Here is a 19,570-nt window from a genome sequence, read left to right as displayed (position 1 = left end):
CTTTTTACGTATATAATTTTATTGTGAGGGGGAAGTAGACGAAATGATAAAATTCATGATAAAGATTTATATACTTTATTTAGTATTGGTAGCATTGCTTCCTACAATGCTTGGTCGTATATTCCATTACAATGTTATCTATAACAGCAGAAAAAAGAAAGTACCCTGGATAGTAATTACATTCGATGATGGGCCAGATCCAGAATACACGCCTGTACTCCTATCAATTCTTGATAAATACAATGTTAAAGCATGCTTTTTTTTATTGGCAGATAAAGTTGAAAAATATCCTGAGCTAGCAAGGGAAATCGTAAATAAAGGTCATGAAATCGGCATACACGGCTATAAGCACCATATAAACTGGTTTTTAGGACCTATTGCTACTTATAAGGAATTATTAAAATCGATTGAGATTATTTACGAAATCACGGGAAAGTATCCTTCATATTACAGACCTCCATGGGGATTATTTACAACGTTCATCTATCAGTATTCCAAAAAACTAGGTGTCAAAATAATTTTATGGAGTTATATGAGCTGGGATTGGAAAGTAAAAGACCCTGATCTAATAGTAAAACGTATTTTAAATAAAGTAAAAGGTGGAAATATTTTGATATTTCATGATAGCAGTGACAATATTGGTTCAGACAAAGAGGCCCCGGAAACAATGTTAATAGCTCTTGACAAAATTATAAGTGGTATAAAGGAAAAAAACTTAGAAATTGTTGACATAAATAAATTTATATTTTCTTAAATGGGGTATTATAAATGAAAAAAATATTTATATACTTTTGGTCTTTATGGGAATTTATTTTTGCAAAGCTGAATAGGATACACACAGTCGGAGGACACGATTCTGAAATCAGAATCGCAATCAAGAAATACAAAGGTGAGAAACTCCTGCTTAAGGATGGAACTGTGTTAAACAATGGAGATAAATTTGGTGAACTGCACTTAAACAATAAAGTCCTTACAGAGATCACATCCAGCAGCAGCTCACCTATAGCCGTTGGAATAATAGCATTAAAAAGATTTAAAAAATCTATAAAGGCATTAAAAACCTACATAGATGAGCACCATGAATTTGATGATGTAAATGTATTTATGGGTTACACTCTATTCAATGAAGGCGTTGAAATGTTTGGCTTCGAAGTCAGAGATATAAAATCGCCTTTAGAAAAATTCATAGTTACTCATTATGAAATGCTGCTTTTAGCTATATTTCATCCAGATGGGTTTAAGCGGCTACGGGATAATAAGTTTACATCAAAGATGGTATTAATTACAAAAAATACAATTAACAGTCGCTACTAATTAATTATTTTTTGCATTCTAATCAATATCCTCTTTTCATTTTCCTTATTTATTAATCCATCTATTATTGCTTTATTTATTTTTACGTTTTTATCATGCCAATTTGGTGGCGGATAATCTGTGTATTTGATAGCTTTATCAATTTTTTTCATGAGTTCATCATTTAAAGCGATGCTTTTTTTAACAGGAATATATCCTATCTTTTCTACGCTTTCTTGAGAATCTGTAATAAACTTTACAAACTTATATGCCATTTCCAATTTCTTTTTATCGATTTGTTTTGTTACGCCATATCCATAGACTTTTGGAGACAGTGTAAGAGGAACATCGCTATCCCCTTCCGGATATAGTGCAACATCAAAATCAAAAAGTTTATTTTTATTTTGAAGATATTTAAGGTACTGTATCTTGTAGCTTTCATCGATTAAAACAGCACTCTCCTTAAGAACTGTAAAGCTATCCCATACTTTGTTGTAATCATCACCGTATGAAACTGGATCTATTACACCCTTTTCGCTTAATTCAATCAATTTTTTGAGTCCAGATTCAGCCTGCGGACCTTCAAATGATACTAAGCCTTTATCATTGACGATATTTGCACCGTCTGACATCAATATGCCCCAAAGATTATAACTTCCTTCAATGTACATTGATAGGCCATAGTAACTTTTCTTTTCCTTTTTACCCATTTGATACGTCAATTTCGTCATATCTTCTAAAAATTCATCATATGTCCATTCGCCGTCCTGTGGAACCTCAATTTCTTTCTCGCTAAATAAATCTTTATTTATAAACATGACACTGCTGTACATACCTAGCGGAAGGCCATAGATGCTGCCTTTATATGTAAATGAATCCAGCACCTGCTCCTTTAGAGAATCCTTATAATTTCTGTCTATATACTTATTAAGAGGTTCTAGTTTGCCATCATAAATTAGCGGGCTATCTGAAGTAATCGGAACTATATCAGGTTTATTGTCACTACCTATATCACTAACCCTTTCATATCCATCGCTATTTTTTAATGGCTCAAATTCTATTATAACTCCAGGATGGTAGTATTCAAAATCTTGTATTTTTTTCTTAATAAAATTATAACCTGTTGGATCATCAGATGATTGATGTGGAAAATCCCAAAATGTGATTATTCCTCTATAGTCTTCCTCCTCAATTGGCGAAAAATCTATTTTACCAGTATCATGCAAATACATATAGTAAGGCCAGGACAATAAAAACATTATTATCAATAATATCAAAAAAAGAGTAAAAGGTTTTTTCATAAAATCCACCTCTTACTCTATCTATATTCACGTAAACCATTCTGTATCACTCTTTATTTTTATTAATTCTCATCTATCTCTTTTTTTAACTAGTCAATATAGAAAGTCTTATATAATAAATTTTTACTTATCGGCTTTGTCATCCGTTTCTTTATTTTGCTCATTAACTCTACTATCAATATATTTTTCAAATACACCTCTATCATATACGTTAATGGCAAGACCAACCAAACTTAAGCCTATCAATAAAAGTGGTATAAAAGCAAATAAAATGCATATAGCAATTAAAATTAAGCTTAAAAGCACCATTCCAATGGTCTGAGGCAGTTTAATTATAGAAAATATTAAAGCATTTTTATAAATGTGCTTAATTTTCAGATCATACGTAACCATCAATGGATAAATATAAACATTCATCAGAACAAGTATAAAGCCAATAAAAATCGTAATATAAGTCCCTGCAATTTTTATAAAGCCTGTGCTGTAAGACGAATATATCTTATAATTATTTATAAGAATGATAGCCGCTATCCCATTTATCAAAGTTATAACAAAACTCTGCTTAAAATTTTTAATAAACCCATCTTTGAAATCATTCCAAAGCCACACATTTCTGTTAAGAGTGTGATTTCTAAGCACATTATTGAATCCTGCCAAAGCAGGGCCAATAGTCACTATAGGTATGCACGATATAATAAGCAATAAATTAAGACTTATAAGTTGCCAAAAATTGTTCTTTAAAATATCAAAAAACAAAGAAATACCCTTCTTAGGGATATCGTCAGCTTTTAAATCAGGTCTATGTGGGTCGCCGTAGTACATTTTATTAAAAAAATTTCCAAACATCGTTTACCTCTCCTATATCAGTCTATACTTCAATTATAAATGGTATACTGAGAATTTTCAATGATAAAATTGAAGTATGCACCATGTCATACTAATAACTTTACGAAATATGTAAATAATAAAACTATACGTTAGCAAAGCCTATGCAACTTTTTTATTATACAAAGCTTTGCAATCGTATAGTTTTTACTTTATCAATTAGAAATTGTATTTAAGCCGTCAACAACTTCATTAACCATTTCTTCAGTAAAAATTCCATTGCTTAAGATAGTCAAGGCTCTTAATGGCATATTTTTTAAAAACGCATTCATCATGTCTTTTTGAGATGAACTGCTTATTTCTTGACTGTTTGTCTCTAACTGTTTTTTTAATATATTTAACATGTCTTGTGAGTCGTTTGTGTCAGACTTTATTCTCTTTATTATGTTATAAATAATTTGTCTACCGTATTGATTTGTAATTACATCGTTTATTGTTGAATTCCTTGTATATTCTTTTTTTACTGATGTAGTAGATGTTATATGAATGACTGTTTTTAATAAAATATTTTTTGATGAGCTTCCTACTAAAATTTCAAAGTCTCCTGTTTCGACGTACCAGTCCTTTGAATCAACATCATAATATGCAAATGATCTTTTATCTAAATTGAAGACAACTGTTTTTTCTTCTCCTGGTTCAAGATATATTTTTTGGAATCCTTTTAGTTCTTTATGTGGACGAGTAACACTGCTTTGTATGTCTCGAACATATAATTGAATTATTTCTTTTCCAGCACGTTTTCCAGTATTTTTTACTTTTACTCTTACTTCTATTGTTTCTTCTTCTGTTATTTTGTTTTTGTTTGTAGAAATGTCTGTGTATTCAAATGTTGTATAGCTTAAACCGTGTCCAAATGGGAATAATGGTTCGACACCTTTTGTGTCATAATACCTGTATCCTACAAATATTCCTTCACCATAGTTTACTACGTTTTTTTCTCCTGGAAAGTTTAGATATGATGGATTGTTTCTAAGTTCTCTTGGAAAAGTTTCTGCAAGTTTTCCGCATGGATTTTTTTCACCAAATAGTATATCTGCAATTGCTCCTCCTGATGCTTGACCTCCTAAATATGCTTCTAATATGCCTTTTACTTGATGAACCCATGGCATTTCTATTGGTGATCCATTGCAAAGCACGACAACAACATTTGGCTGAACCTCTGCAATTGCTTGTATTAATTTATTGTGGCTTTCTGGGATTCTCATGTGTTCTCTGTCATATCCTTCTGATTCATAGCTATCTGGCAGTCCTGCAAATATTACGGCAACATCTGAATTTTTTGCTATATATGCTGCTTCTTCAATTAATTTATTATTTACTTCGTCTTTTTCTAATTCATAACCTGGTGTATATTTTATCTCCGCTTTATTTCCTGCAATTTTTGTTATTTTATCGTATGGGATATCTAATTTAGTTGGTACTATATGTGAACTTCCTCCACCCTGATATCTTGGTTTTACGGCAAGTTCTCCTATTATTGCAATTTTACCTTGCTTTTTAAGTGGAAGTATTTCATCTTCATTTTTTAATAGTACCATACATTCTGATGCGACTTGACGAGCTAATTGATGATGTTTTTCTGCATCATAGTTTTGGTTTTTCTTTTTATTTTCATATGCTTTAAAGATTATATTTAAAATCCGTTCAACTGCTGAGTTTAAATACTCTTCTGATATTTGACCTTTTTTTACGGCTTCAACTATTTTTTTGTCTTCTTCACCTCCACTTCCTGGCATCTCTATATCTAATCCCGCTTTTAATGCTGCGACTCTATCGTTGACTGCTCCCCAATCTGATATGACTATTCCGTCAAACTTCCATTCGTTTCTAAGTATTTCATTTATCAGGTGCTCATTTTCTGTTGCGTATACTCCATTTACTTTGTTATATGATGCCATAACTGTCCATGGTTGTGACTGCTTTATAGCTCCTTCAAATCCTGTTAAGTAAATTTCACGTAATGCTCTTTCATTTACTTTTACATCTACAGTCATTCTATAGTCTTCTTGATTGTTGGCTGCGTAATGTTTTATAGATGTTCCAACACCTTTTGATTGGACTCCTTTTATATAGTTTGCAGCTAATTCAGATATTAAATATGGATCTTCTGATAGATATTCAAAGTTACGGCCGCAAAGTGGAGATCGTTTTATATTGATAGCAGGTCCAAGCAATATATGAACATCTTCTGCTATACATTCTTCTCCGATGGCCTCACCAACTTTTTTAATTAAATCTCTATCCCAAGATGCTGCAAGAGCACTACCTGATGGAAAGCAAGTTGCTGGCACACTGTCATCAAGTCCAAGATTGTCTGATTTTTTTGCTTTTCTCAAACCGTGTGGTCCATCAGTCATCGTTATTGATGGAATCCCTAATCTTTCTATTGGCTTAGTTTGCCAAAGATTTAATCCTGAGCATAAACTTGCTTTTTCTTCTAATGTCATCTCTGAAATGAGCTTTTTGATATCTTTTTTCATTTTAAACCTCCTCAATTTTTAAAGTACTTTAATACATTTAAATCATTCAAGGAGAATTTATTCGAATAAAATTCTCCTTGGATGATTTATTAATTTAGTTTTTAAACAAACTTTTTATTCCTTTTGCGATTTCATTTATACAATCCTCTGCTTGAGGATAAATACCGAGTTTATCTATAAATGCATGATCCATTCCTTTGTATTGTATAATTTTTGTTTTAACACCAAATTTAGCAAGCTTTCTCCCATATGCTTCAGCTTCCAACCGTAAATAATCAAATTCGGCTGTAAAAATTAGAGTCTCTGGCATTCCTTTTAAGCTTTCAGCAAAAATAGGAGATATATACGGATGTGTTGCATCTTCATTATTTTGTAAATAAAGTTTTTTCACCAGTGGCTGTGAATTTTTCATGCCTTCTAATCCTGCCATTATTAATTTTCTATGTTCATCAGTAATATTGTATTGATCAAGAGACCACTTATATTCTTCGGTATCAACTGCTGCCATGTTAACTGTTGGATAAATTAATGCTTGAAATTTAATCATATTAGTTTTTAAATCCCTATCCATCATGGCACAAACAGTTGCAAAGTTTGCACCAGCGCTATCCCCTGAAACCGCAATTTTAGTTGAATCAATATTATACTTTTCACCATACTTATATACCCATTTTACAGAATCAAAGCAATCCGTTAATCCAGCCGGATAAGGATTTTCTGGTGCTAAGCGATAGTCAACAGATATAACCACTGCATTTGCTCTTTCCGCTAATGCTTTACATGGATTTTCTACCACTTTAACGGTGCCACCAAAGAAACCTCCCCCATGAAAATATACAATTGCCGGTAAATGTGTATTACTCTGCGGTGAGTAAATTTTGATTGGAATAGTTCCGTATTTTCCATCAATTAACTCATCACTTGTTTTTATCTCTATCTTAGTAATATCTCTATTATTCCAACCCATTTGATTCCTTAACATTTCAACAGGAATATCTTTTATCTCAAGTTGACTAAGATCAGGCATTTCATCTGTTCTTTGTTTTTTATATTGCTCATTTAATATTTGAAATACCCTTGGATCAAGTTTACCCTCAGTATTCTCCTCTCCGGGGATGTTCTTCACCACAAATTCCAAACCATTTTCATGTTGCACATATCCTTTTTCTATTAATTTAACTAACTGATCGTAATCTTTACACATACTATTCACTCCTTTCATTATTTTGAATCATGATCATGCGCTTAACTTAGCTCTTCTTTCATTTAATTCTTTAGTCATCTGTTCTTGTTGTTTATCTAAATTATAGAATAGAAGTAATACAGCACTGATAATAAAACCAATTAACGGTAGCCAAATAAAGTTAATTTCTATCGCTTTTAATGCGGATAAGGTTTGCGGATGATCTGGAACATATTTACCAATTGATAATATCCAACCTGCTAAAGCCCCACCTATTCCCATTCCTGCTTTGACCCCAAAAGCTGGTGTAGCTGAAAGAAGTCCTTGAGCTCTAACACCCGATTTCCACTCACCGTAGTCAACTGTATCTGCTGTCATAGAAAACATTGCTCCCATAACAAATCCATTTCCAAAAGCTGCAATTACAGTGCCTACTAAAAATATAAATGCACTTGATGTCAATGATGATAAATACAATATAAATTGTGCTAATATTGAAAAAGTAAATCCCGTAATCATGACATTTCTTTTTCCTATTTTCTTTGCTAAAAATGGCATGATAAGTAATGAAACAACATTCAGTGAGCCTAATCCTAAAGCTATACTGATTAAGTTAGGCATCTTTAAATTATATGTCAAATAATAAACTGTCGTTTGAGCTTTCATTATAAAAGCTATGAAATTTATAAAAGCTACAAAGAAAAGTATAAACCAAGGAGTATTTCCTTTCAATGCTTTTAGTTCTTCTTTTAAAGTAATTGATTGATCTTTTGCTTCGTTTACTTTTTCTCTAGTATTGAAAAAGGTTACTAGGAATAATATAACAGCTAACACAGCAAACAAAGTCATAGTCATCATAAAGCCTTTTTGCTGATTACCATTGCCGAATACTTTAACTAGAGGCAACGTTCCTACACTGACAATCGTAGCACCAACTGTAGCTAAAATCATTCTGGTACTAACCAATATATTTCTTTCTTCTAAATTATCTGTTAAACTCGGTAAAATTGATGTAATTGGTATATTAATTCCAGAGTAGATAATTCCTAAAAGAATATATGTAACATAAGCATAAATTAATTTACCAGAAGCATTAAAACTTGGAGTCGTAAATGCTAGTATTGCTAATACTCCATATGGAATTGATAACCAAAGAAAGTATGGTCTGCATTTTCCCCACTTTGTATTTGTATGATCTATTAGAATGCCAAAAAATGGTCCATCAAATGCGTCGATGATCCTTGCTACTAAAAAAAGTGTTCCGACAGCTGCAGCACTTATTCCAAAAACATCAGTGTAAAAAAACATTAAATAAGTGGTAATCATCTGATAAACTAAATTAGAAGCAGTGTCACTAAGCCCATAACTGATCCTTTCTTTCCAAGTTGTTTCAAAATTTTTCATAAAGGTCCCCTTTCCTAAAATTTATATGTAATCGCTTTTTAAAACGCTTACATATAAATTTTAATTGAAATCAAAACACACAACAAGTTCAATTTTGATTTATCAACAGTCAATTTTTGATTTGCAAAAAATACAAATTCTGGGGACCAATTATTCCAAAAATACAAACTAGTTTTCTGTTTTTATCACAGATTTTAAAGCTTTAATCTTTTTTCTATATTGATTTGGAGTAATATTATAAAAAGTCTTGAACACCTTATTAAAGGATTTTTCATTTGGGAAACCATGCTCTAATGCTATTTCTGTAATAGATTGATCAGTATTCATCAAATCACGATAAGATTTTTCTAGACGAACGGTATTTATATAATTATGTATTGTCATGCCCATGTACTTTTTAAAGAAACGTGAAAGATATTCTGGAGATAAATTAAACTTTGCAGAAATTATATCTATTGATAAATCCTGACTGTAATTTTCCTTTATATAATTTGTAATTTCAGTTAATCGATCTAAGTATTTTTTCGTTTTGATTTCTCCAAAGCTTTTTTTGCTTATTTTAAAATTTTTCAACAAAAGATAAATTAATTCATAAGACAACCCTATAACTTTTATATGTGCTAATGAATCGTCTCGTAAATTTGAGAACGCTCTTATTATGGAATCCAAATTTTCACGCAACTCATTGAATATTTTTATTTTATGTTCATCATTCTGGTCAATTGAAACACAATCAAATGCAATTTGATCTATATCGGGATAATTTGTTTTTAGAAACTCATATGAAATAAAAAAAGTAACTGCCTTGCGATTCTTTCCTTGAACAACAGAAAAAGAATGTATAGCATTGGAGTTAATTAAAACAATATCTCCTTGTTCTGAAGTATAATGAATACCATCAATATAGATATCATCAATTTTACCAGATAACACATACGATATTTCTATGCTTTCATGCCAATGTCTTGGTACTAATTGTGCATCATCAGATGTATGAAATATTATTTTTATAGGTAAATTATCATCATTTTTAATTAATTCATATTTATACTCCATATAAATACCGCACCTCTGATATTTATTTTATTTATTTTTCTTTTTACAATAATTGAAAGATAATCTTACTTATGCATCAAATCTCACAGATATGTAATATTGTTTCATAATAAATACTACTTTAGACATTGTTCAACATTGCATCATTATATTCTATTTTTCCCTATATAATTCCCTTATATATATTTTACCACATTAAAACGTTTATGCTTAATTCAAAAACATTTTTATCACTTAAAATTCACATAATCATTTGATACTTATACGATGATTTTTAGTTACAATTTACAATGAAAAGCTAAATTTACATTGTGAATGTCAATAGAAATTTGAGCCACATGCTAATGAATTTTTGAACCACTTTTGCTATTGAAAAAGTGATCCATGTGCTAATGAATTTTTGAGCCATTACTAAAGGACTTTTCCCATGGTTGATACGTGTTCTTTTAAAAATAATTACTAAAATCGGTATTTGCAAAGTGACCATCTGAGCGGATAATAATCTACTCTATTTGCGAATTATCACGCCTGAAAGATTCTCCATTCATATTTAATACATGTGAACGGAAGGTTAGACGATCTACTAATGCTGCAACCATAGTAGTATTCTCAAACATTTCTGTCCATCTTGAAAATTCAAGGTTCGTAGATACTATTACACTTCCTTTTTCACTACGATCCGAAATTATCCTGAATAATAAATCAGCTTGGTTCCTATTAAAACATAGATATGATAGTTCATCTAGAATTAACAGGTCCACTTTTTCTAGCTGTTTTTCAAGTTTTAGAAGCTTTTTGTACTCTTGTGCTTCTGTAAGTTCTGTTACAAGATTTGCAACGGTATAGAATTTTACGTTATGCCCCTCTTTACAAGCCTTTAGCCCTAAGCCTATTGAAATATGAGTTTTGCCTGTGCCAGTGTTTCCTATCATAATGACATTTTGACGCTTGGATATAAATTCACATGTGGCAAGTTCCCATATAAAGGCTTGTTCGACGTATTTGAGTCTGGTATAATCAAATTCGTCAAGGGTTTTCAGGTAAGGAAATCCCGCTTTGTGTATGCGACGCTTTTGCTGATTTTCTTGCCTGGAAGCTACTTCTTTTTTCATTAATTCTATGAGAAATTCCTCATATCCCATATTGCTATCCATGCGTTTAATAATACTTGTGTATTGTGCAAAAGTAGGCAGTTTCAGCTGTTTGGCATAAAGTTTTATTGTTTCTTTAGCTACATTTATTTCACTCATTGTGCCACCCCGTATTGTCTATCGTATATACTTAAATCAACTTCTTCTACATTTACTGTGTCTATAATTTTTTGTGTACTTTTTTCTGGTATGCTGTGCTTTATTAGATAACTGCGGATTAAATCAACAGTAGGTGTAACACCTGCTGGAATTTGCTTTTTTATCTCTAGAAGCTTGTCTGAACCGTAGTCTACACAAAGTCTCAGAACTTTTACCATGTCTTTTGCTCCACCCGGAAGTGTTTGTCCCCACTCTAATAATTCTTGTTTTACATGGTCCTTTACGGGCTTCGCATTGAATACAGCTCTGGGTTTTCGTTCTAATAGATCTATGTAATGTTCTAGTTTGTAAGTTGTTTTGTTGGAACCATAGCTTCTGTTATGTTTAGCAATTTCCTGTCCACGATAAAAGATGGTTAATATATTCCCATATGCTTTGATACTGACATTTTTGCCTACATATTTTACTGGTACTGAATAATTGTTTCTATCAAAGCGCACTGTTGAATACTCGTCTACACTGACTGATATGCTTTTGCTCGAATCAAATACATATTTAGGAAGTGAGTATAATAATGATTTGTCTATTTCATACATTTGGCCGACTGTCTGTTCATGGCCGCGTATCTGATGGGAACGGTATTTCAAACAGTTTGTCATAAGAATCTGATTTAATTCATCAATATCCTTTACTCTTGGGACAGGAACTAAAATGTTGCGTCTTACCCAGCCTACCAGATTTTCTACCAATCCCTTTTCATTTCCTTTGCTTGGATTGCAGAATTCCATTTTAAATGCATAATGTGCACTCAATGCTTGATAACGGGCTTGAGGCTTGGCATGAGTTCCAAAACCTTCCTTTACTGCAACTCTCGCATTGTCAAAGATTAGTTTGTGTGGCACACCACCAAAATGTTCAAATGCTTTTACATTGCCTTCTAAAAATGATTCTTCATTTTGGCGATAAAATGCCATTACAAAAATATCACAACTATAGCAGAGTCGCATACAGAAAAGATTTATAGAAACTTTTTTGTTGTCAAGGTACACAGTAGCTTCACCCCAATCTACTTGTGCTGCTTCTCCAGGGTCGAATTGAAGTGGGATGAATGCTTTTGGCATCTCATCTTTAAGTTGTTGTACAGCCAATCTTACTGTGGATTCTCCACCTTTAAACCCTTTTTCTTCTACTAGACGATGATATATTCTTCTGGCTGTATGTCGTTGTTTTTTTATTCCTTCTGCTTCATCTTCTTTAATGCACTGTCTGATAAAGTCCATAACATCAGGAGTTAAGACATCAGGCTCACGGGAATATTCTTTTCTCTCCCAAGGAACATTGTCACCTTTGCAGTATTTTCTTACAGTATTCCTTGAAATTTTTAATTCCCTTGCTATAGCCCTTTGAGACATTTGATGTACTGTATACATTTCTCTAATCTTTTGGTATAAATTCACGTCGATAATCACACCTTCCAACCTCCTGTAAAATTTATCTTGTATAATAAATTTTACAGGTTTTTTATGAAAAGTGGATCACTTTTTCGTTAGCACAGAGCCACTTTTTGGCTCACTTTTATATTAGCATATACATTTACATTTAAAAAAGAGGTGAAATTAAATGTTTGAGTATCAACATTTGCAAAGTTCAATAGCTCCAGCTATAGTTATAACACAAAAAAATGACAATAAAAAATCTTCTTATTTATATGATCAAAGCTCAATAGCCCCTGGTATTATTATTGCTAAAAAAAGTAATAATAAAAAAATACATGCATAATTCAATAAGAAATTCTTCTATGTATTGATTTTACTACTAAATTAAGATAGAAATAATTTGATTTTTAATAATACTTGTAGCTACTCTTCACCATTTACCGTGAAAAGTAGCCAAAGCTATTGAATATTACCTACTTTAAGATTCTTTTAAGCATACTAAGACAATTTGCTTTTTTCATCTGAAATCTGTAACACCAGTTTTCTGCAAGCTTCTCTGCAATTTTCCATTAAAACATTTAACTCATCATGACTTGCGTTGCCAATATGGACACCTGCTGTAACACTGACGTTGCATTTCAATTCTGTTGCTAGATATCTGGCGGCCCATCTTGCCACTTCATCATCTCTATGACCAAATCCACAAATTACACTAACCGTCGCCTTGTGTCCTGGTAAATTATCAGTTTCCATTTTGGCATAACCAAAAGCTACTGCCCCAACATGATAATGAGTACCTCCACATATCGTAACACTATAATCTGTGTCACAGCAAAATGCTTTCAATTCGATTTGATATTTGCTATTTTCGGCAATAATAGTATGATATTCTTTCATAAAAAATGATCATTCCTTTCGTCTTGCTTAAAGCACAAATCACCCAAAGCCATAGTAATACGAATTTTTTATAGGACATAAGATGCTTATTCATCATGACCTGCCCAAGAAATGAATTTACTATAATGGATACCAAATTGCATCAATATTTTTCCAATAATATGATTAATTTGATCTTCGATTGTTTTTGGACCATTATAGAAAGTAAGCACCGGAGGAATGATAGTACAACCAAGATCAGCTGCTTCTTTCATATTTTTAAGATGTACTTTCCCAAAAGGCATTTCTCTTGGAACTAAAACAACTTTACGACATTCTTTTAAGCAAACATCAACAGCACGAATTATTAGATTATCAGCATAACCAGCTGTTATTCCTGCTAACGTCTTCATACTACATGGCATGACAATCATTCCATCTGTTATGAAAGAGCCACTTGAAATAGGTGCCGCTATGTCTTTAGGTTCATAGACTATATCAGTCATTCGAAGTAAATCATCCAATGGTCTATTTGTTTCATATCCCCAATTTATTCTTGCTTTTTCTGATATTATTAAATGTATCTCACAATTTTCTATACTTTTTAAAGCTCTAAGCAGATAATAGCTCATTTCAACTCCTGAAGCACCTGTTACTCCAACAATAATTCTCATCGTCGTTCTTTCCCTTTCTAAACTATTCAATATTTACTAAGCATTTTATTTAATTTTAAGACAACAGGTATTAAGCCAGGGTCTGTCATCTTATTAAAAAGATAAATAGCGTAATACATTTTTATATTAATCCGGTAATTTGAAACCATGCAGCTTCTACCAGTACAACGATAAATATAACTACAGTCAATGGAACACCTAATCTGATACATTCTTTTTGCGTATATCCACCAGTGTCTGGTTCACAGCCAACCAGTATGGCTAAATTGTGGAAAGGTAAGATATAGTGTATATTAATTGCAGAGAAAACCATCATAGCCACTGCCAAAGGACTGATTCCCATTTTTGAAGTAAATGCCACCAACGCAGGAATACAAACACCCATTACTGCAATAACAGAACCCATAAGCATATGTACAATTACTGTAATTAATGCATTAAGTAATGCTAGTATATATATACATATTAGAAGGAACAGTTGATGGAAAAAGAGTATTAACAATCCATTTATTCTAACGTATGTGCAATTACTTTTATCCCAAAACCTTGAATTAGTAAAATTCTTACATTTTTACTATCTGTCAGTTAAAATCTATAATTAGTTTTGCTCCTATTTTATAAACTTAGCCCATTTCTCTTTATCAATATCCATAAATTTTGCCCTCTTAAATCTATCTTTCTGATTAAAGGGAACCGTGCAATCAAAGATTGCTTTACATGCGATACCAACATCACGGATACTTGATGAATAAGCAGGATCATTTGAAGGATCAAGTGGATGGCACCTGACACCCGGAATAAATATTGCATCTTCATTCCCTTGAAATCTAGTAGTCATTGCCCACATTACATCGCTCATATCAAATATATCAACATCTTCGTCGACCAAGAATACATGCTTTAATTCACTAAAAGCCGAAAAAGCAAGGATTGCTGCCTGTCTCTGCCTCCCTTCATCACTTGGCACACTCTTCTTAAACTGGATAATAGCTACGTATTTGCCTCCTCCGCAAGGTGCAGCATATACATTCTTCAATCTGCCGGGCATTGCTTGTTCGATCATTTGAATGATACTTGCTTCCGTTGGAATGCCTGCCATAGACACATGTTCCCCACTAGGACCGATACAGCACTGCATAATCGGATCAACGCGGTGCGTAACCGCTTTTACTTTAATGATAGGTACTTCTTTTGAAACTCCAGTGTAACCCGGGAATTCCGGCATTGCCTTTCCTGTATGTGTGTTCTGGTCTTCCTGTACTATTACATTTGGAAGTAGCTCACCTTCAATTACATATTCTGCATTTGCTATACAATACTCATTGATGGTCAAACATTTTGTTAATTCAACTGGTTTATTGCGAAGAGCACCCGCAATCTGAAGTTCATTGAATCCGATAGGGGTAGTAGGCGGTTCAAATCCCGCTGCTATTTCAATTGCCGGATCAACGCCAATACTGATAGAAATTGGAAGCGGTTTCCCCATGGCTTCTGCTTTTTCACGGAAAGTGCCTAAATGGCGTGCACCAGGTGTAAAAAACATACTAATTTCATCTCGGGATTGTATGCACAAACGATGAATTGTAATATCACTATCTCCATTTTCTAGATCAGATGCATAGCACATGCCCATTGTAATATAAGGACCTGCATCTTCTTCCGTATTAGTCTGTATTCAACAACAAACCTACTCGTTTTCTGCTTGCTAATATTCCAATAGCAACTCTTGAATTGTCGAATCCTTTAATTTTGTTGAAGACCATTGCAGGTCCTTCTTTAGTGGGTCTCATCACAGTACCGCCTGCTCCTACATAGCGATAAACTCCTGCTATTTCAGCATGAGGATCAACTTCAATGTCCGTCTTCACTAACTGTCCTGGAACAGACTCTAAGAGCTCCAATGCAGATCTTAAATCTTCAACCTGTATCCTTTCTGACATTTTTCTTCCTCCTTACTAAATTTTAGAATTAATTTAAATAAATCAACTAATTCTATCATGTGTCATTATAATTTATATAGTTACAATACAGTCAATACTAATTTTAAAAAATTACAATGTAGGCATAAAAGCTTGTTGAAAAAGAATATGTTATACACAATAAATAGTATTTAATGAAGAAATTTCATAATTAGCTATTCTATTAAAATATATAAATATATTGTATTTTATTTTTAATAATAATACTATATATTGACAATTTGCTTTGTATTTTTGAATTATACAATTTCATCTATTAAATTTTTTTAAAAACTATATAGCTACATTACAGGATTAAATGTCATAAATGGCTTTATTTATTTAATAGGTACTTGCAGGCAACAAAAATCAGTATTATGTTCTGTATTATAAAATGTTGTATCCATGAGACATAGATCTACTATATCTCCAACTACATTAAAATGATGTTCATCAATCCATCTCATAAGTTTATAAACTGGTTCCATGTCATATGGCATTCCATATTTATACATGATTACATATTCACCTTCAGGAATTGTGATAAGGTTTTTAATGTGATAGTTACATTTATCATATGGCAGAATTATGATACTTCCGGCATTTTTAAGAGGATTATTCTGACATATTGATTCATATCGAAGCAATGCGCCAAATCCCTTTGATGGAATCATTTTATGCTTTGATAAGATATCCCATGCTTTCATTAAAGTTAAATGAAGTTGATTTTTTTCCATATGATCTTTCTCAAATGGCACAAATATCACCTGCCGTTCCGGTAACCATTCAACATGAGGTAAATTAATATTTTTAATTTTTACAGAAAGATGATCATAAATTTCAAGACGATGTTGTATATATGTACGTTTTTGTTCCAATTCAAATATTTCTGATTCCAATTTTTTTAATTTACTTTTCAATAATGCATATATAGAAACAGGATTTCTGTTTTCAAAACTTTCTTTAATTTCTTCTAGACTAAATCCTATATTTTTCATAAGACAAATTTCCCTTAAAATAGGAATCTGAGATAATCTATAGAATCGATACCCCTTTTCATTAGTATAAGCAGGCTTGAATAAACCACATTTGTCATAATAAATCAACGTCTGTCGTGATAAATTATGCATGGCAGCCATTTTACTAATTGGAATATATTTTTTATCCATAACCTTCCCTCCATAGTATTCTTATTATTATCAAAATTTTTAGAAAAACATAAACATAATGCCATTACCTCCGGTTCAGTATAATCTAGACATCCACAAAACCAAAATAATTATAAATATGCAAAAGACTAACAACAATATTCCTATTGGCAATGGAAATCTACAAGTTACTAGTATCATTATTTTTTAATCCAATATCATCTTATGTCTCTTTTATTTTTCACATAATAAAACTTTTTAGCAACAAACCATAAAAAACTGCATAATATTCCAAAAATGATGTTAACTGTTCCTCAGGACAAATCACAACCATTGACTGTACCAATGCTAAAATTGATTCACGTCTTTTACCCTCGTAAAAACCTTTTACAATTGCAGTAGCTATAGCGCTAGCAGCCCCTGCACCTACAGCCTATAAAATCCTAAAAAGTATAAGTTGATAAATGTTTGATGAAAATGCACACAAAAAACTCGCAATCATTAGCCAATAAGTCCTATAATCAAAATGGGTCTGCGACCGTACTTATCACTCAATGGCCCCCATATTAATGTTGCAAGGCTGAAAAAAACGAAAAACAGGATTAGAGTAAGGTTCGTCTTATAAACCGCTACATTGAAATACTTTGACATAGTTGGCAAAGCGGGTAAATAAAGATCTGTTGACAAAGGTACAAATGCACTTAAAAGTGCTAAAAATAATTAAACCTTTATTACCTAAGTATCTTTGCTGCTTCTTACTAATATTAAAATCATTTAAATTATTAAAATCATTTAAATCGTACATTAGATTATCTTTCCTCCTCGTATAATTATTTTCATAGACAATAAATTTTTCTCACATCTTAAAACTTAATAAAACACATTGATAATTGGAAATTACCCCTTCTTTAAAACCTTATTTAGAAATCACATCTATTGCCATGTATCTAAAATATCAATGATTAAGTACATGGCACAGGCCGCCACATCTTTTATTTTACTGCCTTTATGTTTACTTTTGAGATAACTTGTAGCATTATTATACTGTAAAGTTAATATGGGACAGGCTTTTGTCCTCCTTGCGGGTTTTCCGCTCTTTTTAGTATGGTCCCTACACCAGATTTGCCTTTTCTAACGCGAAATCTGCTTTGTCGTACATAAACCCCTAGCAGCAGAGGATTAAGGTTTATATACTAATAGCTAATTGCGAGGTTGCTACATAATCTCGTCGCTAGGTTATCTCAAATTAACTTTCAATTTACACCATTACCCTTTGAAAGGAGGTGCTATAGCTTTGAATAAACTTTTTGTAGGCATGGATATAAGCTTGGATGATGTCAAGGTTCATATTCTCGACCAAGACGGTAATGATGCTTGCTCTCGTTTTTCTGTAGATAATAATCCTTCTGGCTGCAATATTTTAGTGTCTCGTATCTTGGATTGTTGTAATAAATACAACATTCAGAAGGTTTTTATTGGTCTAGAATCTACTTCAGTCTATGGTTGGCATATTCAGTATTATTTAGCTGACCATGCTTGTTTGAAGCCTTTTAATCCTTCTGTAACTACTTTTAATGCTAATACTGTCAAGGCTTTTAAAAAGTCTCTTGGCGATTTGCCTAAGAATGACTGGGTTGATGCTTTTGTTATTGCTGAAAAATTAAGGTTTGGAAGGCTTCCTAAATCTTGTCCTGTAGATTTTAGATACCTTGCTCTTAAGAGGCTTACCCGCCATCGCTTTCACATTGTTGATAGTATTGTCAGGGAGAAAAATTATTTCCTAAGTAATCTGTTTCTTAAATTTAGTGGCTTATGTCAGATTAAAGTTTTTAGTAATAATTTTGGTGCGGCTGCTACTGAAATATTTAATGAGTTTTTAACTCTTGATGATATTGCGGCTCGACCGCTTGAAGATCTTATTGCCTTTTTAGTTGATAAAGGCAGAGACCATTTTAATGACCCTAATGCTACGGCTAAATTACTCCAAGATGCTGTACGCAAATCTTATAGAATCAACGCTAATGTAAATGATTCTTTGAATTTTGTTATCAAGTCTTGTCTTGATAATATACAGTATCTTGAAAAGCAGAAGAAAGCTTCTGAAAAGACCATTGCCAATGAAGTCAAAGGATTTAAGAATCAATTTCTTTGTCTTACTTCAGTAAATGGCATTGGTCCAACTATAGCAGCTGGCCTAATATCTGAGATAGGCGGAATATCAAGGTTTGATAATGATAATGCCCTTGCAAAGTTTTCCGGCATATATTGGTCAGAATACCAGTCTGCGGATTTTAAAGCGGAGGACACTTATTTAAAACGCACTGGTAATGAGTATCTCAGATATTACTTTATTCAAGCAGCCGACCAACTTAGGAAATATTGTCCTGAGTTTTCACAATACTATGCTCGCAAATTTAATGAAAGTAAAACTCATAAACACAAACGTGCTTTAGTTTTAACGGCACGCAAAGCTGTAAGGTTAGTCTTTGCTCTGCTGCGCGAAGAAAAACTTTATAAACCACCAGCAATGAAAGGAGATGATTGTAAATACTAACATAATATACCATTTCCATAATTAACATATATTCCCATTGCTGTTTTTAGTAATGGTTAGCTTTGCTATGCT

18 protein-coding genes and 1 pseudogene are annotated in these 19,570 nt (G+C 32.4%); 4 read left to right on the top strand and 15 right to left on the bottom strand.

The genetic code is table 11. The annotated features are described in order from the left end of the window. The first annotated feature begins 43 nt into the window (after positions 1–43). A complete protein-coding gene (locus tag TTHE_RS03520) occupies positions 44–754 on the top strand; it encodes a polysaccharide deacetylase family protein (protein WP_013297230.1) in 711 nt (236 codons plus the stop codon). A gap of 14 nt (positions 755–768) precedes the next feature. Continuing rightward, a complete protein-coding gene (locus TTHE_RS03515; RefSeq protein ID WP_013297229.1) occupies positions 769–1,314 on the top strand; it encodes a YkoP family protein in 546 nt (181 codons plus the stop codon). Here the strand turns inward: TTHE_RS03515 and TTHE_RS03510 are convergent. The 8 genes from TTHE_RS03510 to istA all read right to left on the bottom strand — a co-directional run bounded on the left by TTHE_RS03510 (position 1,311) and on the right by istA (position 12,321). Then, positions 1,311–2,594 (bottom strand): ABC transporter substrate-binding protein, encoded by a 1,284-nt coding sequence (locus TTHE_RS03510; protein ID WP_013297228.1) that lies wholly within the window; start codon positions 2,592–2,594, stop codon positions 1,311–1,313. The two genes, TTHE_RS03515 and TTHE_RS03510, sit on opposite strands and share 4 nt — an antisense overlap. A gap of 123 nt (positions 2,595–2,717) precedes the next feature. Beyond that, on the bottom strand, positions 2,718–3,440 hold the full coding sequence (locus TTHE_RS03505) for a YesL family protein (RefSeq protein WP_013297227.1): 723 nt from the start codon (positions 3,438–3,440) through the stop codon (positions 2,718–2,720). A 194-nt stretch (positions 3,441–3,634) separates the two neighbouring features. Further along, on the bottom strand, positions 3,635–5,959 hold the full coding sequence (locus TTHE_RS03500) for a beta-glucosidase (protein ID WP_013297226.1): 2,325 nt from the start codon (positions 5,957–5,959) through the stop codon (positions 3,635–3,637). A 94-nt stretch (positions 5,960–6,053) separates the two neighbouring features. Next, positions 6,054–7,163: an alpha/beta hydrolase gene (locus TTHE_RS03495; protein WP_013297225.1), complete on the bottom strand. Its 1,110-nt coding sequence runs from the start codon at positions 7,161–7,163 to the stop codon at positions 6,054–6,056. Between the two features lie 33 nt (positions 7,164–7,196). Continuing rightward, positions 7,197–8,546 (bottom strand): glycoside-pentoside-hexuronide (GPH):cation symporter, encoded by a 1,350-nt coding sequence (locus TTHE_RS03490; protein WP_013297224.1) that lies wholly within the window; start codon positions 8,544–8,546, stop codon positions 7,197–7,199. A 168-nt stretch (positions 8,547–8,714) separates the two neighbouring features. After that, positions 8,715–9,602 (bottom strand): helix-turn-helix domain-containing protein, encoded by an 888-nt coding sequence (locus tag TTHE_RS03485; protein WP_013297223.1) that lies wholly within the window; start codon positions 9,600–9,602, stop codon positions 8,715–8,717. Positions 9,603–10,105: 503 nt separating this feature from the next. Further along, the gene (gene istB, locus TTHE_RS03480) at positions 10,106–10,852 is read right to left on the bottom strand and encodes an IS21-like element helper ATPase IstB (protein ID WP_013297222.1); all 747 of its coding nucleotides are present in this window, start codon (positions 10,850–10,852) and stop codon (positions 10,106–10,108) included. After that, a complete protein-coding gene (gene istA, locus TTHE_RS03475) occupies positions 10,849–12,321 on the bottom strand; it encodes an IS21 family transposase (protein ID WP_013297221.1) in 1,473 nt (490 codons plus the stop codon). Before istA ends, istB begins: the two co-directional genes overlap by 4 nt. 151 nt (positions 12,322–12,472) lie before the next feature. Here istA and TTHE_RS14135 point away from each other — a divergent pair, with 151 nt between their 5' ends. Further along, entirely contained in the window at positions 12,473–12,631 is a 159-nt protein-coding gene (locus TTHE_RS14135; protein WP_013297220.1) for a hypothetical protein, read from the top strand. A 155-nt stretch (positions 12,632–12,786) separates the two neighbouring features. Here TTHE_RS14135 and lpdD read toward each other — a convergent pair whose 3' ends face one another. The 7 genes and pseudogenes from lpdD to TTHE_RS14975 form a co-directional block, all read right to left on the bottom strand. Beyond that, complete coding sequence (gene lpdD / locus TTHE_RS13705; RefSeq protein ID WP_013297219.1) at positions 12,787–13,185, bottom strand: prenylated flavin chaperone LpdD; 399 nt, start codon at positions 13,183–13,185, stop codon at positions 12,787–12,789. Positions 13,186–13,271: 86 nt separating this feature from the next. Continuing rightward, positions 13,272–13,838, bottom strand: coding sequence for a UbiX family flavin prenyltransferase (locus TTHE_RS03465; RefSeq protein ID WP_013297218.1), 567 nt, complete (start codon positions 13,836–13,838; stop codon positions 13,272–13,274). A 121-nt stretch (positions 13,839–13,959) separates the two neighbouring features. Continuing rightward, positions 13,960–14,250 (bottom strand): hypothetical protein, encoded by a 291-nt coding sequence (locus TTHE_RS03460; protein WP_155812166.1) that lies wholly within the window; start codon positions 14,248–14,250, stop codon positions 13,960–13,962. A 198-nt stretch (positions 14,251–14,448) separates the two neighbouring features. Next, entirely contained in the window at positions 14,449–15,465 is a 1,017-nt protein-coding gene (locus TTHE_RS03455; RefSeq protein ID WP_231292748.1) for a UbiD family decarboxylase, read from the bottom strand. A gap of 37 nt (positions 15,466–15,502) precedes the next feature. Continuing rightward, the gene (locus TTHE_RS15075) at positions 15,503–15,778 is read right to left on the bottom strand and encodes a UbiD family decarboxylase domain-containing protein (protein WP_231292713.1); all 276 of its coding nucleotides are present in this window, start codon (positions 15,776–15,778) and stop codon (positions 15,503–15,505) included. A gap of 356 nt (positions 15,779–16,134) precedes the next feature. Continuing rightward, on the bottom strand, positions 16,135–16,965 hold the full coding sequence (locus TTHE_RS03450; protein WP_013297217.1) for a MerR family transcriptional regulator: 831 nt from the start codon (positions 16,963–16,965) through the stop codon (positions 16,135–16,137). Between the two features lie 480 nt (positions 16,966–17,445). Next, positions 17,446–17,646, bottom strand: a pseudogene (locus tag TTHE_RS14975) (MFS transporter); the annotation flags it as partial. Positions 17,647–18,259: 613 nt separating this feature from the next. On the opposite strand from TTHE_RS14975, the gene TTHE_RS03445 reads away from it, so the two are divergent. Further along, the gene (locus TTHE_RS03445; RefSeq protein ID WP_196793670.1) at positions 18,260–19,498 is read left to right on the top strand and encodes an IS110 family RNA-guided transposase; all 1,239 of its coding nucleotides are present in this window, start codon (positions 18,260–18,262) and stop codon (positions 19,496–19,498) included. The last annotated feature ends 72 nt before the right edge of the window (positions 19,499–19,570 follow it).

The organism is Thermoanaerobacterium thermosaccharolyticum DSM 571 (assembly GCF_000145615.1).
In the GTDB taxonomy this organism is placed as follows: Bacteria; Bacillota; Thermoanaerobacteria; order Thermoanaerobacterales; family Thermoanaerobacteraceae; genus Thermoanaerobacterium; species Thermoanaerobacterium thermosaccharolyticum.
Note: the sequence above shows the minus strand (reverse complement) of the source record. Positions and strands in the feature narration are given on the sequence as shown.